Here is a 17,975-nt window from a genome sequence, read left to right as displayed (position 1 = left end):
CGGGTAGGATGCGTCCCCTGTGACGCATTCCTCCCTGCCGGGATACTTCGGGCCCCTGTTCGCCGTGTTCCTGTTCGTGCTCGGCCTGTGCGTGGGCAGCTTCCTCAACGTCGTCATCGCACGGGTGCCGTTGGACCAGAGCATCGTGCGCCCGCGCTCGAGGTGTCCCAAGTGCGGGCACGTCCTGGCCTGGTACGAGAACATCCCGCTGGTGTCCTGGCTGGCGTTGCGGGCCCGCTGCCGGGGCTGCGGCGCGCCCATCTCCGTACGCTATCCGCTGGTGGAGCTTCTGACGGGGCTCCTGTACTTCGCGTGCCTGCGTCGCTTCGGTTGGACGTACGAGTTGGTGCCCGCACTGGTGCTCGTGTCCATCTTGGTGCCGCTCGCCTTCATCGACCTGGACCACTGGATTCTGCCGCTGTCGATGACGGTGTCGGGCATGCTGGCGGGGCTCGTCCTGGCGATTCCCCAGGGGATGGAGGCCTTCCGCGACGCGCTGATCGGCGCGGCGGTGGGTTTTCTGTCCTTCCGGATGATGGAGTACATCGGATGGAAGGTGTTCCAGCGTGAGGCGCTGGGCGCAGGCGACAAGTACCTCGTTGCCATGCTCGGGGCGTTCCTCACGTGGCGTTCGCTGCTAGGCATCCTGTTGTTCGCGTCCATGCAGGGCGCGGTGGTGGGCATCGTGATGCTGCTGGTGACGGGCCGAGCCGGTCCTCGCGCGGAGAGTGTCCCCGAGGAGCCCGAGGGTGACGTGGCGCCGCTCACGATGACCTGGGAGTTCATGCAGCCCGGCCTTCCACTCTGGAAGCGGCTGCTGCTGGTGCCGGTGTGCCTGCTGGTCCAGCCCATTCCCGATGCTCCCCTGGACGAAGAGGGGGAAGAGGAAGAGTGGGTGCCTGAGCGCACGAGCATTCCTTTCGGGCCCTGGCTGGCGCTCGCGGGGCTGGAGCTCCTGCTGCTGGGGCCCTGGCTCTCACGGGTGTTGCCCGGGGATATCGCCATGATGCTGGGCGGCGTGCCATGAGCGGTGCGGGGAGGCGATGAAGTGGCGGATTGCCAGCGTCGCGTTCCTGCTGGGCTCCGTGTCGTCGGGGCTCACCTGGTTGTCCGTGCAGCCGGTGCTCTTCCGGCTGCTGGATGCCCTCCGCCGGTGGGTGCCTGAAGGGAGCGCGGAGGAAGAAGCACTGGCTCGCGTGCGCGGTGTCCTTCCCTGGGTCCTGGGATTGGACCTCGTTGCGTTGACGGTGCTCACCTACGTGGTCCTGGACCTGATGGTGGGCCGTCCGCTGCGCCGGACAGAGGCAGTGGTCGAGCAGTTCGGCCGGCTGGAGTGGGAGCCGCACCTGGTTCCGACCGAGGGCGGAACGCTGGTGTCGCGAATCCAGCGCTCCCTGCAGCGCATGGCGGAGGCGCTTCGCGAGGAGCAGGCGCTCACACGCGCGCAGATGGCATCCCTGCGCGAGTCCAACGCCCAGCTGGCGCGCACGCAGACGGAGTTGGTCGCCTCGGAGCGGCTGGCCACGGTGGGGCGGCTGGCCGCGGGCGTCGCGCACGAGGTGGGCAATCCGCTGGCGGGAATCCTCGGCTACGTGGCACTGGCGCGAGCCAAGGCGGACACGCCCGAGCTGAAGGACTTCCTGGAGCGCATCGACCAAGAGGTGCAGCGCATCGACCGCATCATCCGGGGACTTCTCGACCTGGGGCGTCCTGGCACCACCTCGCTCGGCCCGGTGGAAGTGGGCGCGGTGGTGGAGACCTGTGTGCGCCTGGTTCGTGCCGCGCCCGAACTATCCGGGGTAACGGTGGCGCTGGACCTGGAGCCGGGGTTGCTCGCACGTGCTGACCCGGGTCCGCTCTCGCAGATTGTCATCAACCTGTTGCTGAACGCCGCCCAGGCGATGGGAGGGCAGGGGAGCGTGAGGGTCGCCACGCGGCAAGTCGCGGATGAGGTCCGCCTGGCCGTGGAGGATGGCGGGACGGGCATCCCCGAGGACGTCATGCCTCGCCTGTTCGAGCCCTTCTTCACGACCAAGGGGCGCGAGGGGACAGGACTGGGCCTGGCGGTTTCGCAGCGTCTGGCGCAGGTCATGGGGGGCCGGCTCGAGGCGGAGAATGCTCCGGGGGGCGGTGCCCGCTTCACCGTGTGCCTGCCCGCACCCTGAGGAAAACTCGCGCGACTGCGGGGCGGAAGCTACCGGCTCCCCCTCGGGTGGGCGATGATGCGCCGAGACGGCCATGCCCCTGTTCCGCACGATTCTCGTTGCCGATGATGAGCCCTCCATCCGGCACATCCTCACGTTGGTGCTCACCGGCCACGGTTATGAAGTGCGCGCAGTGGCCGACGGCGAGGACGCGCTGAAGGAACTCGCCGCGCGTGACTACGACGTGCTGCTCTGTGACGTGCGCATGCCGAAGAAGGATGGGCTCTCCGTCCTGCGCGAGGCCCTGGCGGCGCACCCCTCGCTGACGGCGGTGGTGATGAGCGCCTACGGCTCACAGGAGCAGGCGCTCCAGGCCGTTGCTTCCGGCGCGTTCGACTACGTCCAGAAGCCCTTCAAGCCGGACGAAATCGTCTTCGTCCTCCGCAAGGCGGAGGAGCGTGAGCGGCTCGTTCGCGAGAACCGGCGCCTGAAGCAGGCCACCCTGCCTTCCACGCCCGAGGGGCACATCCTCGGCGAGAGCCCCGCGCTGCACGCACTGCTGCGCCAGGTGACCCGGCTCGCGCCGGTGGACACCACCGTGCTCATCAGCGGCGAGAGCGGTACGGGCAAGGAGCTCATCGCGCGGGAGCTGCACGTGCGGAGTCCTCGCGCGCCCATGGCGTTCGTGGCGGTCAATTGCGGCGCCATTCCCGCTGGGCTGATTGAGAGCGAGCTGTTCGGCCACGCGAAGGGCGCCTTCACGGACGCTCGCACCGCGAAGCGGGGCCTCTTCGCGGAGGCGGATGGCGGCACGCTCTTTCTGGACGAAGTGGGGGAGCTTCCGCTGTCCGCCCAGGTGAAGCTGCTGCGCGTCCTCCAGGAGGGGGAAATCCGCCCGGTGGGGGAGAACCGCGTCGAGAAGGTGAACGTGCGAGTGGTGGCCGCCACGCTGCGCGACCTGTCTCGGCTGGTAGCGAAGGGGGAGTTCCGCGAGGACCTCTACTACCGCCTGAACGTGGTGAATCTCCGTGTTCCGCCACTGCGGGAGCGGCGCGAGGATGTGCCGCTGCTTGCGCGGGCCTTCATCTCCCGCTTCAACCGCGAGCTGAACCGGGAGCCACCCGTCGCAGGGCTCTCGGCGGAAGCCGAGTCACTCCTGCTGTCCTACGCCTGGCCAGGAAACGTCCGCGAGCTCGAGAACGCCATGGAGCGTGCCGTGCTGCTGGCGGACGAGTCGCTCATCCTCCCGGCGAACCTGCCCGAAAGGCTGTGGGCCGCCTCCCCACCTGGGCCCCAGGGTGCAACGCCGCATGTGGGCCCGGTGCTACAGGATGGTGGCGACCTGTCACTCAAGCGCGCCATTCGGGGGCTGGAGGAGTCCTACATCCGAGCCGCCCTGCGGAAAACGAAAGGGAACCGCACCCGGGCCGCGGAGTTGCTGGACATCAGCCATCGGGCGCTCCTCTACAAAATCAAGGAGTACGGTATCGACCCGGACGCCGAGGCGGAGCGGGGCTGAGGTGCGGGGTCGGTCCAGATGCTGGACGGGCCGACGGGCATTTGACGGAACGCGCCGGAGGCCGGAAAATCGGGCCTCCGCGACGGTGTTGAGGGGCCCGGCGCAGTGGTGGTGCAGGGCTCCCGTCCGTCCGGAGGGCAGGCGGGCTCCAGGCACTTTTTAGGAGGGGTTGACGGCCAGTGCTACGCTGGCTGCCTCTCGACGGAGTCAAGCATGGCGAAGGGCAAACTGGTACTCGGCCTGGATATCGGATCGACGTCCATCAAGATGATTCTCCTCAAGGAGCATCGCAAGCGCGGTGAGGTCGTGTACGCGCTGCAGAGCTTCGGCATGAAGCCGCTGCCTCCAGAGGCCATCGTCGACGGCGCGCTGATGAACTCCACGGCCATCGTCCAGGCCGTGCAGGACCTGATGGCCGAGCTGAAGGTGAAGGGCAAGGACGTCGCCATCGGCGTGTCGGGCCACTCGGTCATCATCAAGAAGATTCAGATGCCCCGCATGTCCCAGGATGAGCTCGAGGAGAGCATCCAGTGGGAGGCGGAGCAGTACATCCCGTTCGATGTGAAGGACGTGAACATCGACACGCAGATCCTCGATGGCGGCGGCAACGACGCCACCGGACAGATGGACGTGCTGCTGGTCGCGGCCAAGAAGGACATGATCAACGACTACACCACGGTGGTCTCCGAGGCGGGGCTGGCGCCGGTGGTGGTGGACGTGGACGCGTTCGCCGTCCAGAACATGTTCTCCGTCAACTACGACGTGCCGGAGCGCGAGACGGTGGTGCTCATCAACGCGGGCGCCTCGGTGGTGAACATCAACATCATCTCCAACGGCGCGACGGTGTTCACCCGCGACGTCACCATCGGCGGGAACCAGTTCACCGAGGAGATTCAGAAGCAGCTCAACGTCTCCTACGAGGAGGCCGAGGCGCTGAAGATTGGCGGCAATGGCGCGGACGCCGACGCCGTGGTGCCGCAGGACGTGGAGCGCGTGCTCTCCAGCGTGGCGGAGCAGGTGGCGGGAGAAATCCAGCGCTCGCTCGACTTCTACGCGGGCACCGCCGCCGACTCGAACTTCAGCAAGGTCTACCTGTCGGGCGGCACGGCGAAGATTCCCGCGCTGTTCAAGACCATCGAGGCGCGCACGGGCGTGCCGGTGGAGATTCTCAATCCCTTCCGCAAGATCGAAGTGGACAACCGGAAGTTCGACCCCGCGTTCATCATGGACGTGGCGCCCATGGCCGCGGTGGCCGTGGGACTGGCGCTGCGGCGCCCGGGCGACAAGCTGGGCTGACCGGACCACCCTCTGGAGACGACGCACATGATGATTCGCATCAACCTGCTGCCCGTCCGGGCGGTGAAGAAGCGCGAGATGGGCCGGCAGGTGCTGGTCCTCTTCGCCGTGGTCCTGATTGGCGCCGGCGTGGCCAACTACCTCTGGTACTCCGACCGCCAGACTGAGCTCGAGGCGCATCAGGCGGGCGTTGCTTCGACGAAGGCGAGGATCGCCGAGTTGGAGAAGATCATCGGCGAGGTCAAGAACATCAACACCCGCAAGACCGAGGTGGAGAAGAAGCTCGCCGTGCTGGATGCGCTGCGCAAGGGGCGCAGTGGCCCCGTTCGCATGATGGATGCGCTCGCCTCGGCCACTCCCAAGAAGGTCTGGGTCAAGACCTTCGCTGAAAACAACAACACTGTCTCCATCGACGGCTCTGCCGTCAGCCACGACGAGGTCGCAGAGTTCATGCGCGGCCTCAATGGGGTGGTATGGACGCCCAAGGGGATGGGCCGCCTTGTGGACCGCCGCCGAGACAGCAAGACGGCGCGTGTAGAGATGCTCACCGCGGACGCCACCATCGAGGAGTTCCCTGATGCGCAGGTGACTCCGTTCTTCAAGAACATCAACCTGCAGACCGCCAAGCAGATTGACGCCGCTCAGGCTGGCGGGCACGCAGTGGTCGAGTTCAAGCTCACGCTGACGTCCAACTACGCCATCTGACAAGGCCGCTCGTCATGGACAAGTACCTGGATCAATTCGTCAAGGCGCCTCCCGCCATCAAGTTTGGTGGCCTGGCGTTTGTTGTCGTGGCTCTGACGGTCGCAAACTTCTTCATATTCATTCAGCCCACGGAGGATGCCATCGGATGGGCGATGGAGGAGCGCCGGAAGCTGGACTTGGAACTGGCGGACAAGAGTGAGATCGCCCAGAACCTGAACGAGCGCCGGCGCGAGATGGACGTGCTTGAGCAGAAGCTCTCGGAGGCGCTCACGGAGTTGCCCGAGCAGCGTGACATCGAGGAGTTGCTCGCGCAGATCAACGACATCGGGAAGAAAAGCGGCTTGGAACTGGCCAGCGTGACCCCTGGCAAGGAGTCAGTCGGGGGGGGGGAGTTCTTCGCGCGCATCCCCATCAAAATGACGGTGAACGGCAACTACCATGAGATTGCCCTCTTCCTTCAGGAGATGGCGAACATGCGCCGCATCGTCAACGTCAACAACATCAAGTTCGGTTCGGCCTCACTCAAGAACGAGAAGGTCGTTCTTCAGAGCGAGTTCATGGCCACGACGTTCCGGTTCGTCGAGGAGAAGGGCGCCGCCGCGACGAAGGCGGGCACCTCGAACGCGAACTCAAAGAAATAGAAACTTGATCCGCCCAGGAAGTAGGGCGACAAGGGGATTGAGGATGAAGACGTTCAAGGCCACCATGACCACCGCGATGCTCGCCTTGGCACTCGTCGCGTGCGAGGAGGCGCCGATGCCGGCTCCTTCGCCCGCGAAGCCCAAGGCCGCGGCGGCAGCGCCCAAGCAGGCAGCCCCCGCCGCCGCAGCCGAGGCGCAGACGGCTCCGACCTATGCCTATACGTATAATCCGGTGGGCAAGCGCGACCCATTTCGCAGTCCGATCGACGAGCTTGGTCCGGTCGCCACCAACCCGGTCACCACTTGCAACGAGCCACTCTGTGCCTTCGACCTGGACCAGCTGAAGCTCGTTGCCGTCGTGACGGGAGACGCCAGCCCCATGGCAATGGTCGAGGACCCGGCGGGCCGCGGGCACATCGTACGCCGGAATACCCGTATGGGGCGCCAGGGCGGCAAGGTGACGCAGATCCTCCGTGATTCCGTGACGGTGACGGAGGTGTTCTCGGGCAACGGCGAGATCATCAAGAATCCGGTGACGCTGCAGCTGAAGCCTGATGCGAAGCAGGATCCCGCCTACAACATGATGACGGGCAGGAACTTCGGAGAGTAGCGCCCTCTAGGCGCTCCCGCGGGCGGTGGCCCGCTTCCAACTTGTTGAGGGGACGCATGCTCGAGGAGAGCGCTGTGACGAGGGGCAAGTGGATGTTAGCGACCGCGTGGGCGGTCGTGCTGATGGGCGCCAGGGTGCAGGGCGCCGAGCTGAATACGCTGCGGGGATTGGAAGTGTCCCGCACGGGCTCGGGTGCCCAGGTGGTGGTGACCGGCACCCGGCCGCCGACCTTTACCGTGTTCCGCCTGAGCGGGCCGGAGCGCTTGGTGGTTGACCTCTCGTCGGCGGATGCGACGGGAATCAAGGGACACCACGATGGCTCGGGACCGGTCTCCGGCGTCGTGGCATCACAGTTCTCGGACGAGCGCGCGAGCGTTGGCCGGGTGTTGCTGGCGCTCGACAAGGCGTCCCAGTACGATGTGCGCGCGGACGGCAACCGGGTGGTCATCTCGGTGGACGGCGCCACGCAGCCGGTTCCTGCCCCTGTCGCGGAACAGCGCACCGAGGCTTCGGCCAAGGCGGTTGTGAGCAGCGCGCCGGTTGCTGCAAAGCCGAGCGAGCCTGCGGTGGCTTCCGTGGCCCCGGTTGAGACGATGCAGGCCGATGCTGCGGCTGCCAAGGCTGCGCTGCCCGAGAATGTTGTCGCCGCCGAGGCGGATGAGCGCGAGGTGGCGAACCCGGCTCAGCGAATCACGGCGATGTCGTTCTCCAATGACACCCTGCGCATCCGGGCGGATGGTGACATTGCCCGGTACGAGGTTCTGGAGCTTGCCGACCCTCCGCGGCTCGCTGTGGACGTGTTTGGCGTGGGGTTGGCGGCTCGCGCTCCGCGGGTGAACTCCGGCACGCTGCGTGACGTTCGTGTTGGAGCGCACTCGGACAAGGTGCGGCTCGTCCTCGATGTGCGCGGGAGCATGCCCGCCTATCGCGTAGACCGTGCCAGCCGTGGGCTCGAGGTGGTGCTTGGTGGCGCGGTGGCCCGCAAGGCTGCACCGGCACGCGACGCGGAAGAGGCTGTTGCATCCGTCGCGGAGGTCGAGCCGCTTCGCCCGGTTCCGATGAAGGCCGAGTCTCCCGCCATGGTGGAAGTGAAGGACCTTCGATTCGAGGAGAGCAGCGCGGGCGGTCGTATCGTCATGAAGCTGTCGGGGACTGCGGCCTGGAAGGTCGACCGTCCGGATCCGCGCAGTGCTGTGCTGACGCTGGACAGCGCGCGTCTGCCCAAGAAGCTGGAGCGGAGCCTCGACACCAGCGCGCTGGAGACCCCGGTGAAGATGATCAGCGCCTTCAGCGTGCCCGGTGAGGGGAGTAAGGTGCGCCTGGTGGTGGCCGCCGACGGTGCAATCCAGGAGAAGGTCTCGCAGAGCGGGAATACCCTGACCTGGCGCCTCGATGTGAAGGGCGTGAAGACGGAAGAGGTCGCGGTGGCTCAGCGGACGGCTGGCTTCACGACGGAAGCTCCCGCCTACGCCGCGGAAGGTGCGCCGCAGCAGGCTCGTTATCGCGGTAAGCGTGTGTCCTTCGAGTTCAAGGACATCGACATCCAGAATCTACTGCGCGTCATCGCCGAGATTTCGAAGAAGAACATCGTGGTGGCGGATGATGTGAGCGGCCGTGTGACCATCCGGCTGCGAAACGTTCCCTGGGACCAGGCGCTAGACCTCGTGCTGCGCACCAAGGCACTTGGCAAGGAGGAGTTCGGGAACATCATCCGGATCGCGCCGCTGAAGACCCTGGAGGAAGAGGCCCGGCTGCGTCAGGAGCGGAAGAAGTCGCTGCAGCAGCAGGAGGACCTCATGGTCAACCTCATCCCGGTCAACTACGCCGTGGCCAGTGAGATGGCGGCGCGGGTCAAGGATGTGCTGAGTGAGCGCGGGTCGGTGACGGTGGATCAGCGCACCAACGTTCTCATCGTCAAGGATGTGCGCTCCAACACGGAACGGGCCCGTTCGTTGGTCCGAAGCCTGGATACGCAGACCCCGCAAGTGCTTATCGAGAGCCGCATCGTGGAGGCGAACACCACCTTCAGCCGTTCGCTGGGCGTTCAGTGGGGTGGTCAGGCGCGCGCGGGGCAGGCCACGGGCAATGCGACGGGCCTCATCTTCCCCAATAACGTGGCGGTGACGGGTGGCGTGGCCGGCACCGCGACTGGGTTGCCGAGCAACCCCAACTTCGCGGTGAACCTGCCGGCTGGCGTCGGGCAGGGTGTGGGCGGCGCCATGGGCTTCACGTTCGGGTCGGCGGGGGGCGCGCTTCAGCTCAATCTGCGCCTGTCCGCGGCGGAGAACGAGGGTACGATCAAGACCATCTCCGCGCCCAAGGTGACGACGCTCGATAACAACACCGCGCGCATCAGCCAGGGTGTGTCCATTCCGTTCAGCCAGACGTCGGCGCAAGGCGTGAACACCACGTTTGTGGAGGCGCGCTTGTCGCTGGAGGTGACGCCACACATCACGCAGGATGGCAGCGTCCTGATGTCGATCAACGCATCCAATAACCAGCCTGACCCGTCGAGTACGGGTGCCAATGGTCAGCCTTCCATTCAGCGTAAGGAGGCCAACACCCAGGTACTGGTGAAGGATGGAGACACGACGGTCATCGGTGGCATCTACGTCCGTCGCGGTACCACTCAGGTCAACTCGGTACCATTCTTGTCGCGGATTCCGGTACTGGGGCTCTTGTTCAAGAACAAATCTGAGAGTGATGCGCGGCAGGAACTCCTGATCTTCATCACGCCGCGCATCCTCAACCGGCAGACCATCGCGCAGACCCTGTAAGGGTCCGTTGCTGTCCTCGTGCAGGAGAACGTTCGCATATGAAGAACTTCTATCTCGCGGTGCCGCTGGCACTGGCCATGTCCGGCTGCGTCGACAACCCACCAGCCATCCAGATCTTCAACGCGTACATTCCGGATGACACATGCGTCGTGAATCTGTCGGGTGCCGCCAGTGGAGGTGGCTCCCTGGATCTTTCGACTTCAAATCGCTACCTGGCCGGGTTCGCTGTCCGCAGTGGGCTCTCGACGACGGAAATCGTTGTGAACGACGGGCCCCTGACAGGCACAGGCGATGACACGGCGGTCTACGTCACGCACGTCGAGTTGACCTACGAAACCGAGGGCGATGGCCCTGATTTGGAGAGCGAACTTTATCCCACCCATTTCGCGCTCCCTTCGAATGCTGCCGGCAACAGCACGATGGTCATCGACCTGCTTGGCGGCAACGCGCTCGAGACGCTTTCGAGTCAACTGGCGGTTGGTTCGTCTGCGACGTTCAATGTGCGGGTAAAGTTGATCGGGAAGACTGTCACGGGCTCGAAGGCAGAATCGAACGAGATTGCCTACCCCATCACCTTCTACGCCTCGGGCTTTACGTGCCCGCCGGAGACTTTCCTTCTGCAAACGGGGCCCTGCGGCGGCACCGGCGGCCAGGACAGCTTCCGGCCTGAGTGCTCGGAACCTCCTGAGGAAGAAGTCGAGTAGTCCCCAAGCCCGCCGGGGCCCTTGACCGGGCCCCGGCTGCCTCCTAAGAGCATCACCCCATGTCCTTCCGCACGCACCTCGAGTCGGTGGTCAACCAGGTGGATGGAGCCCTCGCGTGCAGCGTGATGGGCTTCGATGGCATCTCCGTCGACACATTCCAGAAGGACGAGGGCGCCGACCTGGACCTCAACGGCGCCTGGGTCGAGTACGCGAACCTCCTCACGCAGCTCCGGAACGCCGCGGAGACCCTCAAGACGGGGACCGTGAGCGAGGTCAGCGTCAACAGCGAGAAGGTGCTGACCGTGATGCGGCTGGTGTCACCGGAGTACTTCCTGGTGCTCGCCATGCACGCGGACGGCAACTTCGGGAAGGGCCGGTACGTCCTGCGCGTCACGGCCCCCAAGGTGCGCGCCGAGCTCTAGCCGCGCGCCCTGCTCAGCAGTCATCCAGACGACGCTTCCGACGCTGCTTTCCCCTTCCCATCGAAGGGGCGCATGGGCTAGACACCCCGGACTTTTCAAGCTTTCGCTGCTGCGAGTCTGTAAGGAGTCGGTCCCCATGGCCGGTGTCATCGATACGTCCGAGTTCCGCAAGGGTCTGAAGATCGAAATCGACGGTGAGCCGTACGAAATCGTCGACTTCCAGCACGTCAAGCCCGGCAAGGGGTCCGCGTTCGTGCGCACCACGATTCGCAGCCTCCTCTCTGGCCGCGTGCTCCAGCCCACCCTGAAGTCCGGTGAGAAGGTGGGCAAGCCCGACATCGAGGAGAAGGACATGCAGTACCTCTATGTCCAGGGCGAAGAGTTCTACTTCATGGATACCCGCAACTACGAGCAGACCTTCCTCGACGAGAAGGTGCTCGGTGATGCGAAGAACTTCCTGAAGGAGAACATCAACGTCGCGGTGCTCTTCTACAACGGCAAGGCCATTGGCGTGACGTTGCCGAACTCCGTGGACCTCAAGGTCACCCAGTGCGACCCGGGCATCCGCGGTGACACCGTCTCCGGCGCCCTGAAGCCCGCGACCCTTGAGACGGGCTACACCGTCAACGTCCCGCTCTTCATCGAAGAGGGCGACGTGCTGAAGATCGACACGCGTGACGGCAAGTACCTGACGCGCGTGGCCACCAGGGGCTAGTTCGCAAGGTCGTAGCGATACTGGAGGGAAGGGGACGCGAGTCATGGCAACGAAGCGCAAGTCGACCCGGGCGCAGACGCCCGCGCGAACGGAAGCCGCCCCGAGCGGCCCTTCCGACACGAGTGGCACGTCGCTGGACGTGGATGCCCTGCGGCAGATCGTGGAGATTCTCGAGTCCTCGGACGTCACGAGGCTGGTGTGGAAGCGCGGCGAGGAGAAGCTCTTCATCCGCCGCGGCCACGGACCCGAGACGACCATCGTCCACCACGCCGCTCCGACCCCTGTCGCCGCGGGTGCCGGGGTGGAGTACACCGCCCCGGTTGTCGCTCCGCGCGCCGCCGCTCCGGCGCCGGCCGCTGCTCCGGCGGCACCCGCGCCGGCCGCGGAGAAGCCAGCCGAGAAGCCCGGCCACCAGGTGACGAGCCCCTTTGTGGGCACGTTCTACCGGACCCCGGCGCCGGACCAGCCGCCCTTCGTCGATGTGGGCACCGTGGTGAAGAAGGGCCAGGTGCTCTGCATCATCGAAGCGATGAAGCTGATGAACGAGATTGAGTCCGAGGTCTCCGGCCGCGTGGCGGAAATCCTCGTGGAGAACGGCCGGCCGGTGGAGTTCGGGCAGGCGCTGTTCCGCATCGAAGTGGCCTGACGAAGGGGACCGCGCGCCGCCCGTGTTCCGCGGGCGTGCCGCTCCTCGAGACGGCCCTGACGGAGACACCCACGTGTTCAAGAAGGTGCTGATCGCCAACCGCGGGGAGATTGCCCTGCGGGTCATCCGCGCCTGCCGGGAGTTGGGCATCGCCACGGTCGCGGTGCACTCCACGGCGGACGCCAACGCGCTCCATGTCCGCTTTGCAGACGAGGCGGTGTGCATCGGCCCGCCGGCGTCGAAGGACAGCTACCTCAACGTCCCGCAGCTGCTGTCCGCCGCCGAAATCACCCGCGCGGACGCCATCCACCCGGGCTACGGCTTCCTGTCGGAGAACGCCGAGTTCGCGGAGGTCTGCGAGAACTGCAAGATTCGCTTCATCGGTCCGCGACCGGAGATGCTCCGGTTGATGGGCAACAAGGTGCGCGCCCGCCAGGCCGCGCGCGAGGCCGGGCTTCCGCTGCTGCCCGGCAGCCCCGGCACCGTGAAGGACCCGCGCGAGGCGGAGGCCTTCGCCAAGGAGATTGGCTTCCCCGTCATCCTCAAGGCGGCCGCGGGCGGCGGCGGCAAGGGGATGAAGATCGTCCGCGAGCCGGGTGCGCTGGCGCAGGCCTTCTCCACCGCGCAGGCGGAGGCGGTGGCGTCGTTCTCCAACGGCGACCTCTACATCGAGCGCTACGTGGAGAAGCCGCGCCACATCGAAATCCAGATTGTGGCGGACGAGCACGGCAACATCATCCACCTCAACGAGCGTGAGTGCTCGGTGCAGCGCCGGCACCAGAAGCTCATCGAGGAGAGCCCGTCCCCGGCGCTCACGCCGGAGCTGCGCAAGCGCATGGGCGAGGTGTCCGTCAACGCCATGCGCAAGCTCGCGTACAACAACGTGGGCACCATCGAGTACCTGCTCGACGAGCGCGGCGAGTTCTACTTCATGGAGATGAACACGCGCATCCAGGTGGAACACCCGGTGACGGAGCTCGTCACCGGCGTGGACCTGGTGAGCGAGCAGATTCGCCTGGCCTATGGAGAGCCCCTGCGCTTCAAGCAGGAGGACATCCAGATTCGCGGCCACGCCATCGAGTGCCGCGTGAATGCCGAGGACCCGATTACCTTCGCCCCCTGGCCGGGGAAGATTACCGGCTACAGCGTGCCGGGCGGGTACGGGGTGCGCGTGGACTCGGGGGCCTACGAGAACTACACGGTGCTGCCGTACTACGACAGCCTCCTGTCGAAGCTCGTCGTCCATGCCGAGGACCGCGCCACGGCCATCCGCCGCATGCAGCGCGCGCTGGGCGAATACGTCGTAGAAGGCATCCGCACGAACATCCCCTTCCACCGGGCCGCACTGGCGGAAGAGTCCTTCCAGGAGGGTAATTACGACACCCGGTTCGTGGAACGGCTGCTGGCGAGCGAGACGGGCTCGCGCCGTCTGAAGAAGGCCGTCGAGGAGACGCCGTAGCACCCATACACCTGGTGTGGATTCCCGCCTGACGGGCCGCCACGCGAGCAGGTGATCCGGCCCCGGGGGGAGCCGGGTCGTTTCTTGACCCGCGTCGGAGCTTTCCGTTAGCCTCCGACACTCCCCCTTGCTGAGGATGGAAACCCGCGAAGTTCAAGGGGTTTCGGCCTGCTGGAAGCCCACCGCTCGATGGACAAGAACAAGATCATCGAAGCCGCCGCGAAGCTCGTCGCGAAGGGCGCCTACGACAAAGCCATCAAGGAGTACCAGAAGGTCCTGGAGGTCGACCCGAAGGACATCCGGGTGCTCCAGAAGATGGGGGAGCTGTACCAGAAGAAGAACGACAACCCTCAGGCCGCCCACTTCTTCACCAAGGTCGCGGAGAGCTACTCCTCCGACGGCTTCTTCCTGAAGGCCGTCGCGCTCTACAAGCAGGTCCTCAAGCTTAATCCGAACCTGCTGGAGGTGAACCTCAAGCTGGCGGAGCTCCACCAGCAGCTCGGGCTGATGTCCGAGGCGATGGCGTACTTCCAGATTGTCGCCAACCACTACGACAAGGCGGGTGACACCAAGTCGTCGCTCGATACCTTGAAGAAGATGGTGGATCTCGACCCCGAGAACGTGGCGTCGAAGATCAAGCTGGCGGAGCTGTACGCGCGCGAGAACATGACGCGCGAGGCGGCCCAGGAGTTCAAGCGCGCCGCCGAGTACCTCAAGCGCAACAGCCGCGCGGATGACTGGCTCCGCGTCGCCGAGCGCCTCTCCGCGCTGGAGCCGGACAACCTCCCGCTCGCGAAGGAGCTGGCGACGTCGTACCTGCAGCGCGGTGACCAGAAGCGCGCGCTGGCGAAGCTGCAGGTGTGCTTCAAGGCGGATGGCCGCGACGTGGAGACGCTCACGCTGCTGGCGCAGGCGTTCCAGGGGCTGGGCCAGACGTCGAAGACCATCTCCGTCTACAAGGAGCTGGCCAAGATTCATCAGGAGCGCGGCCGGCTCACCGAGGCCGAGGCCGTCTGGACGCAGATTGAGGTGCTGGACCCGGCGGACCCCGACCTGCTCGCGCGCCGCGCGCCCGAGCCCGCGCCCGCCGCGCCCCAGCCCATGGCGGCACCGCAGCCCGCGCCGCGTCCCGCCGCGCCCCAGCCCGCAGCGGCGGCGCCCGCGCCCGCACCGGCCCCAATGGCGCCGCCTCCGCCCGCGGGGATGGGGCGCGAGCAGCTCTCCAAGCTGCTCACGGAGACGGACGTCTACGTCAAGTACGGGCTCCACGACAAAGCGCTGGACCACCTGCGCAAGGTGTTCTCTGTCGACCCGGAGAACCTCGACGCTCACGAGAAGGCGTATCAAATCTACGTCGCGTCCGGGAACCAGGCCCAGGCGTCCGAGCAGCTCCTGAACGTGCTGCGGCTTTGCACGCGTGCGGCGGAGGTCCAGCGCGCGCAGCCGTATCTGGCCACCATCCTCCAGGAGAACCCGGCCCATCCCGAGGTCCCCGCGTTCCTGTCCGTGCTGCGCACGAGCGGGCCCGTGATGGCCGCGCCGCCGGTGTCCATGGTGGAGTCGGTGGGTGAGGACGCCATCCTGGTGGACTCGAGCGACGACGAGATTCTCGTCGCGCCGCCGCCGGAGGACGCGCTCCTCCATCCGCCAGGGGACGAGCTGGCGCTGGCCACGCTGCCATCGAGCGATTCGGACGAGGTCATCGAGGAGGACGGGGACACCACCGTCATCAGCGAGGAGGCGCTCGTCGGCGAGGCCATCACCTCGGGCGAGTTCGAGGTGTACGGCTCGGCCGAGCCGGAGGACCTGGCCGCCGCGTCGGTGGACGAGACGCTGGTGACGGACGACGTCGGGCTGGCCCTGTCGGACGAGCCCGGCCTTGGCGTGTCCGATGACGAGCCGCTCGTGGCCTCCAGCGACGATGACCTGGCCGCGGCAGCGGCGTACTCGCTCGAGGACGAGTCGCTGGTGGACGATGGCACGGCCACGTCCATGGAGGCGCTGTCGCTCGGTGACGACGACGAGCCGCCGCCGACCCAGATGCATGCGCCCACGCAGGCGCTGCTCGACGAGGCCTCTCCGGACACGCTCCAGGTCCCCACGCTGGACGACGAGGCGCCTCCTCCGCTGGACCTGGAGGATGCCCCCACGCGCGTGGGCGCCGCGCCGCTGACCGCGGCGGACCTGGACGAGGACCCCTTCGGCGCGCCCGCGCTGGGCGACCCGACGGAGTTCGAGGAACCCACGGCCTCGCACGCCATCGTGGCGGTCGAGGACGAGTCCATCGTCGAGGACGCGACCGACCTGGATGCGGCCGAGGAGCCCGAGGCGGTTGCCTTCGAGGTGCCTGAGCCCGAGTCAGAACCGGAGGTCGAGGCCGAGCCTGTCGCCGAAGCCGAGAGTGCTTCCGAGGAAGAGGAGCCCGCGGCCGAGGAGTGTGACGAGGCCTCGTTCTTCCTCGACCAGGGCCTGTTCGAGGAGGCGCGCGAAATCCTCGAGACGGTGATGATTGCCTTCCCGGGCCACGCGCGCGCCGCCGAGCTGATGGAGCGGCTGGAGGCGGCGGAGGCGGGAGGTTCCGCGGAGGAGGCCGCGCCCGCGGGGCCGGCGCAGATTCCGTCCGTGCAGCCCGTCACGGAGTCCTTCGACAGCGAGCCCGCGGAAGAAACCACGGGCGAGCGCGACGCGTTCGACCTGGCGGCGGAGCTCGCCGGGGAGATCGACAACCTCGGTGATGACTCCGGGGCCTCGGCGCTGCCGGCGGAAGAGGACTTCCAGTACTCGGTGGAGGAGGTCTTCTCCGAGTTCAAGAAGAGCCTGGCCAAGGTGGTGAAGCCCGAGGACGTGGACACGCACTACGACCTGGGCATCGCGTACAAGGAGATGGGCCTGCTCGACGACGCGCTCCACGAGTTCGACGTGGCCCGCCAGGGCAGCGTGGGCACGAAGCGCGAGCTCGACTGCATCACCATGATGGGCATGCTCCAGCTGCAGCGCGGTGACGCGACCGCGGCCGTGGAGGCCTTCCGCGAGGGCCTGGGCAACCCGCATGCGACGGGCGAGGCGGCCAAGGCCCTGGGGTTCGAGCTGGCGGCGGCGTACGAGGCGCAGGGCGACGCGGGCAAGGCGCTCTTCCACTACCAGCGCGTGGCCGCGATGGACGCGAAGTACCGGGACGTCGCCGGGCACGTGTCCCGGCTTGCCGCTTCCGTGGAGCCGGTGGAGGATCCGGTTCCGACGCCTTCTGCCAACGGGGCCAAGGCCAGCAGCACGCCCGCACCCGCGGGGGCCGCGGCGCCCACCACCACGACTCCCATTCCAGCGGCTGGCGCGTCCAAGGCGCGCAAGGTCGGCTACCTGTAGTTGCACCCCGCGAGGTCCGGCGAGCCCATGACTACGTACCTGGACTTCTTCGAGCTGACCCAGGAGCCCTTCTCCAACGCTCCCGTCAGCCGCTTCTATTACAACTCCGCCCAGCACTCGCAGGCGCTCACCCGGCTGATGCACGCGGTGAGCTACATGAAGGGCCTGTCCATCCTCGTCGGCGACATCGGCGCGGGGAAGACGACGCTGGCCCGGCGGATGCTCGACTCGCTGCCCGAGTCCGAGTACGAGGCGGCGCTGCTCGTCATCATCCACTCGGGCATCACCGCCAACTGGCTGCTGCGCCGCATCGCGCTGCAGCTGGGCGTGGAGAACCCGGCGCAGGAGAAGCTGGCGCTGCTGTCGCAACTGTACCAGCGGCTGCTGCAAATCTACGAGTCCGGCAAGAAGGCCGTCGTCCTCATCGACGAGGCGCAGATGCTGGAGACGCGCGAGCTCATGGAGGAGTTCCGGGGGCTGCTCAACCTGGAAGTGCCGGAGCGCAAGCTCATCTCCTTCGTCTTCTTCGGTCTGCCGGAAATCGAAAAGAACCTGAAGCTGGACCCGCCGCTCGCGCAGCGCGTGGCCATGCGCTACCGGCTGGAGCCCTTCACCGCCGAGTCCACCGAGGCCTACGTCAAGCACCGCCTCCGGCTCGCCGGCTGCCCGCGCATGCCCTTCAGCCCGGAGGCGCTGCTGGCCGTGCATCAGCACTCATCCGGCTCACCCCGCGTCATCAACACGCTGTGCGACAACGCGCTCTTCGAGGCCTTCCTCGCGCGCGAGGAGATGGTGTCCGCGGAGCTGGTGCATCGCATCGGGAAGAACCTGGGCCTGCTCGGCGTGAACTCGCCCGCCAGTCAAGCAGGCGAGCGGTCGAGCGCCCCGGCGCCGCTGCCCAGGACGACGAGCAGCAAGGTGGACCTCGCGGAGATCGACCGCTACCTCGAAGGGCTGGGTAAACTGTAGCGGCT

15 protein-coding genes are annotated in these 17,975 nt (G+C 66.6%); all 15 read left to right on the top strand.

Annotated features, from left to right (window positions below; genetic code table 11):
• The first annotated feature begins 19 nt into the window (after nucleotides 1-19).
• On the top strand, nucleotides 20-1,027 hold the full coding sequence (locus VZL07_RS05320) for a prepilin peptidase (protein WP_426754248.1): 1,008 nt from the start codon (nucleotides 20-22) through the stop codon (nucleotides 1,025-1,027).
• Nucleotides 1,028-1,043: 16 nt separating this feature from the next.
• Nucleotides 1,044-2,165 (top strand): sensor histidine kinase, encoded by a 1,122-nt coding sequence (locus VZL07_RS05315; RefSeq protein WP_426754247.1) that lies wholly within the window; start codon nucleotides 1,044-1,046, stop codon nucleotides 2,163-2,165.
• Between the two features lie 73 nt (nucleotides 2,166-2,238).
• A complete protein-coding gene (locus VZL07_RS05310; RefSeq protein WP_426754246.1) occupies nucleotides 2,239-3,663 on the top strand; it encodes a sigma-54-dependent transcriptional regulator in 1,425 nt (474 codons plus the stop codon).
• A gap of 213 nt (nucleotides 3,664-3,876) precedes the next feature.
• Entirely contained in the window at nucleotides 3,877-4,959 is a 1,083-nt protein-coding gene (pilM, locus tag VZL07_RS05305; protein ID WP_426754245.1) for a type IV pilus assembly protein PilM, read from the top strand.
• Between the two features lie 27 nt (nucleotides 4,960-4,986).
• Complete coding sequence (locus VZL07_RS05300; protein ID WP_426754244.1) at nucleotides 4,987-5,664, top strand: PilN domain-containing protein; 678 nt, start codon at nucleotides 4,987-4,989, stop codon at nucleotides 5,662-5,664.
• Between the two features lie 14 nt (nucleotides 5,665-5,678).
• Nucleotides 5,679-6,305: a type 4a pilus biogenesis protein PilO gene (locus VZL07_RS05295; protein ID WP_426754243.1), complete on the top strand. Its 627-nt coding sequence runs from the start codon at nucleotides 5,679-5,681 to the stop codon at nucleotides 6,303-6,305.
• A 43-nt stretch (nucleotides 6,306-6,348) separates the two neighbouring features.
• On the top strand, nucleotides 6,349-6,915 hold the full coding sequence (locus VZL07_RS05290; RefSeq protein ID WP_426754242.1) for a pilus assembly protein PilP: 567 nt from the start codon (nucleotides 6,349-6,351) through the stop codon (nucleotides 6,913-6,915).
• Nucleotides 6,916-6,971: 56 nt separating this feature from the next.
• The gene (pilQ, locus tag VZL07_RS05285) at nucleotides 6,972-9,692 is read left to right on the top strand and encodes a type IV pilus secretin PilQ (RefSeq protein WP_426754241.1); all 2,721 of its coding nucleotides are present in this window, start codon (nucleotides 6,972-6,974) and stop codon (nucleotides 9,690-9,692) included.
• A gap of 38 nt (nucleotides 9,693-9,730) precedes the next feature.
• Nucleotides 9,731-10,396 carry a hypothetical protein gene (locus tag VZL07_RS05280; RefSeq protein WP_426754240.1) on the top strand — a complete coding sequence of 222 codons (666 nt, stop codon included), beginning with the start codon at nucleotides 9,731-9,733 and terminating at the stop codon, nucleotides 10,394-10,396.
• Nucleotides 10,397-10,455: 59 nt separating this feature from the next.
• Nucleotides 10,456-10,818: a roadblock/LC7 domain-containing protein gene (locus tag VZL07_RS05275; RefSeq protein ID WP_426754239.1), complete on the top strand. Its 363-nt coding sequence runs from the start codon at nucleotides 10,456-10,458 to the stop codon at nucleotides 10,816-10,818.
• Nucleotides 10,819-10,954: 136 nt separating this feature from the next.
• Entirely contained in the window at nucleotides 10,955-11,533 is a 579-nt protein-coding gene (efp, locus tag VZL07_RS05270) for an elongation factor P (RefSeq protein WP_426754238.1), read from the top strand.
• A gap of 43 nt (nucleotides 11,534-11,576) precedes the next feature.
• Complete coding sequence (accB, locus tag VZL07_RS05265) at nucleotides 11,577-12,179, top strand: acetyl-CoA carboxylase biotin carboxyl carrier protein (RefSeq protein ID WP_426754237.1); 603 nt, start codon at nucleotides 11,577-11,579, stop codon at nucleotides 12,177-12,179.
• 73 nt (nucleotides 12,180-12,252) lie between these two features.
• Nucleotides 12,253-13,638 (top strand): acetyl-CoA carboxylase biotin carboxylase subunit, encoded by a 1,386-nt coding sequence (gene accC, locus VZL07_RS05260; RefSeq protein ID WP_426754236.1) that lies wholly within the window; start codon nucleotides 12,253-12,255, stop codon nucleotides 13,636-13,638.
• A gap of 189 nt (nucleotides 13,639-13,827) precedes the next feature.
• A complete protein-coding gene (locus VZL07_RS05255; RefSeq protein ID WP_426754235.1) occupies nucleotides 13,828-17,001 on the top strand; it encodes a tetratricopeptide repeat protein in 3,174 nt (1,057 codons plus the stop codon).
• Nucleotides 17,002-17,028: 27 nt separating this feature from the next.
• Nucleotides 17,029-17,970, top strand: coding sequence for an ExeA family protein (locus VZL07_RS05250; RefSeq protein ID WP_426754234.1), 942 nt, complete (start codon nucleotides 17,029-17,031; stop codon nucleotides 17,968-17,970).
• Nucleotides 17,971-17,975: the final 5 nt, after the last annotated feature.

The organism is Pseudomyxococcus flavus, assembly GCF_050038885.1.
Taxonomy (GTDB): Bacteria; Myxococcota; Myxococcia; order Myxococcales; family Myxococcaceae; genus Myxococcus; species Myxococcus flavus.
Note: the sequence above shows the minus strand (reverse complement) of the source record. Positions and strands in the feature narration are given on the sequence as shown.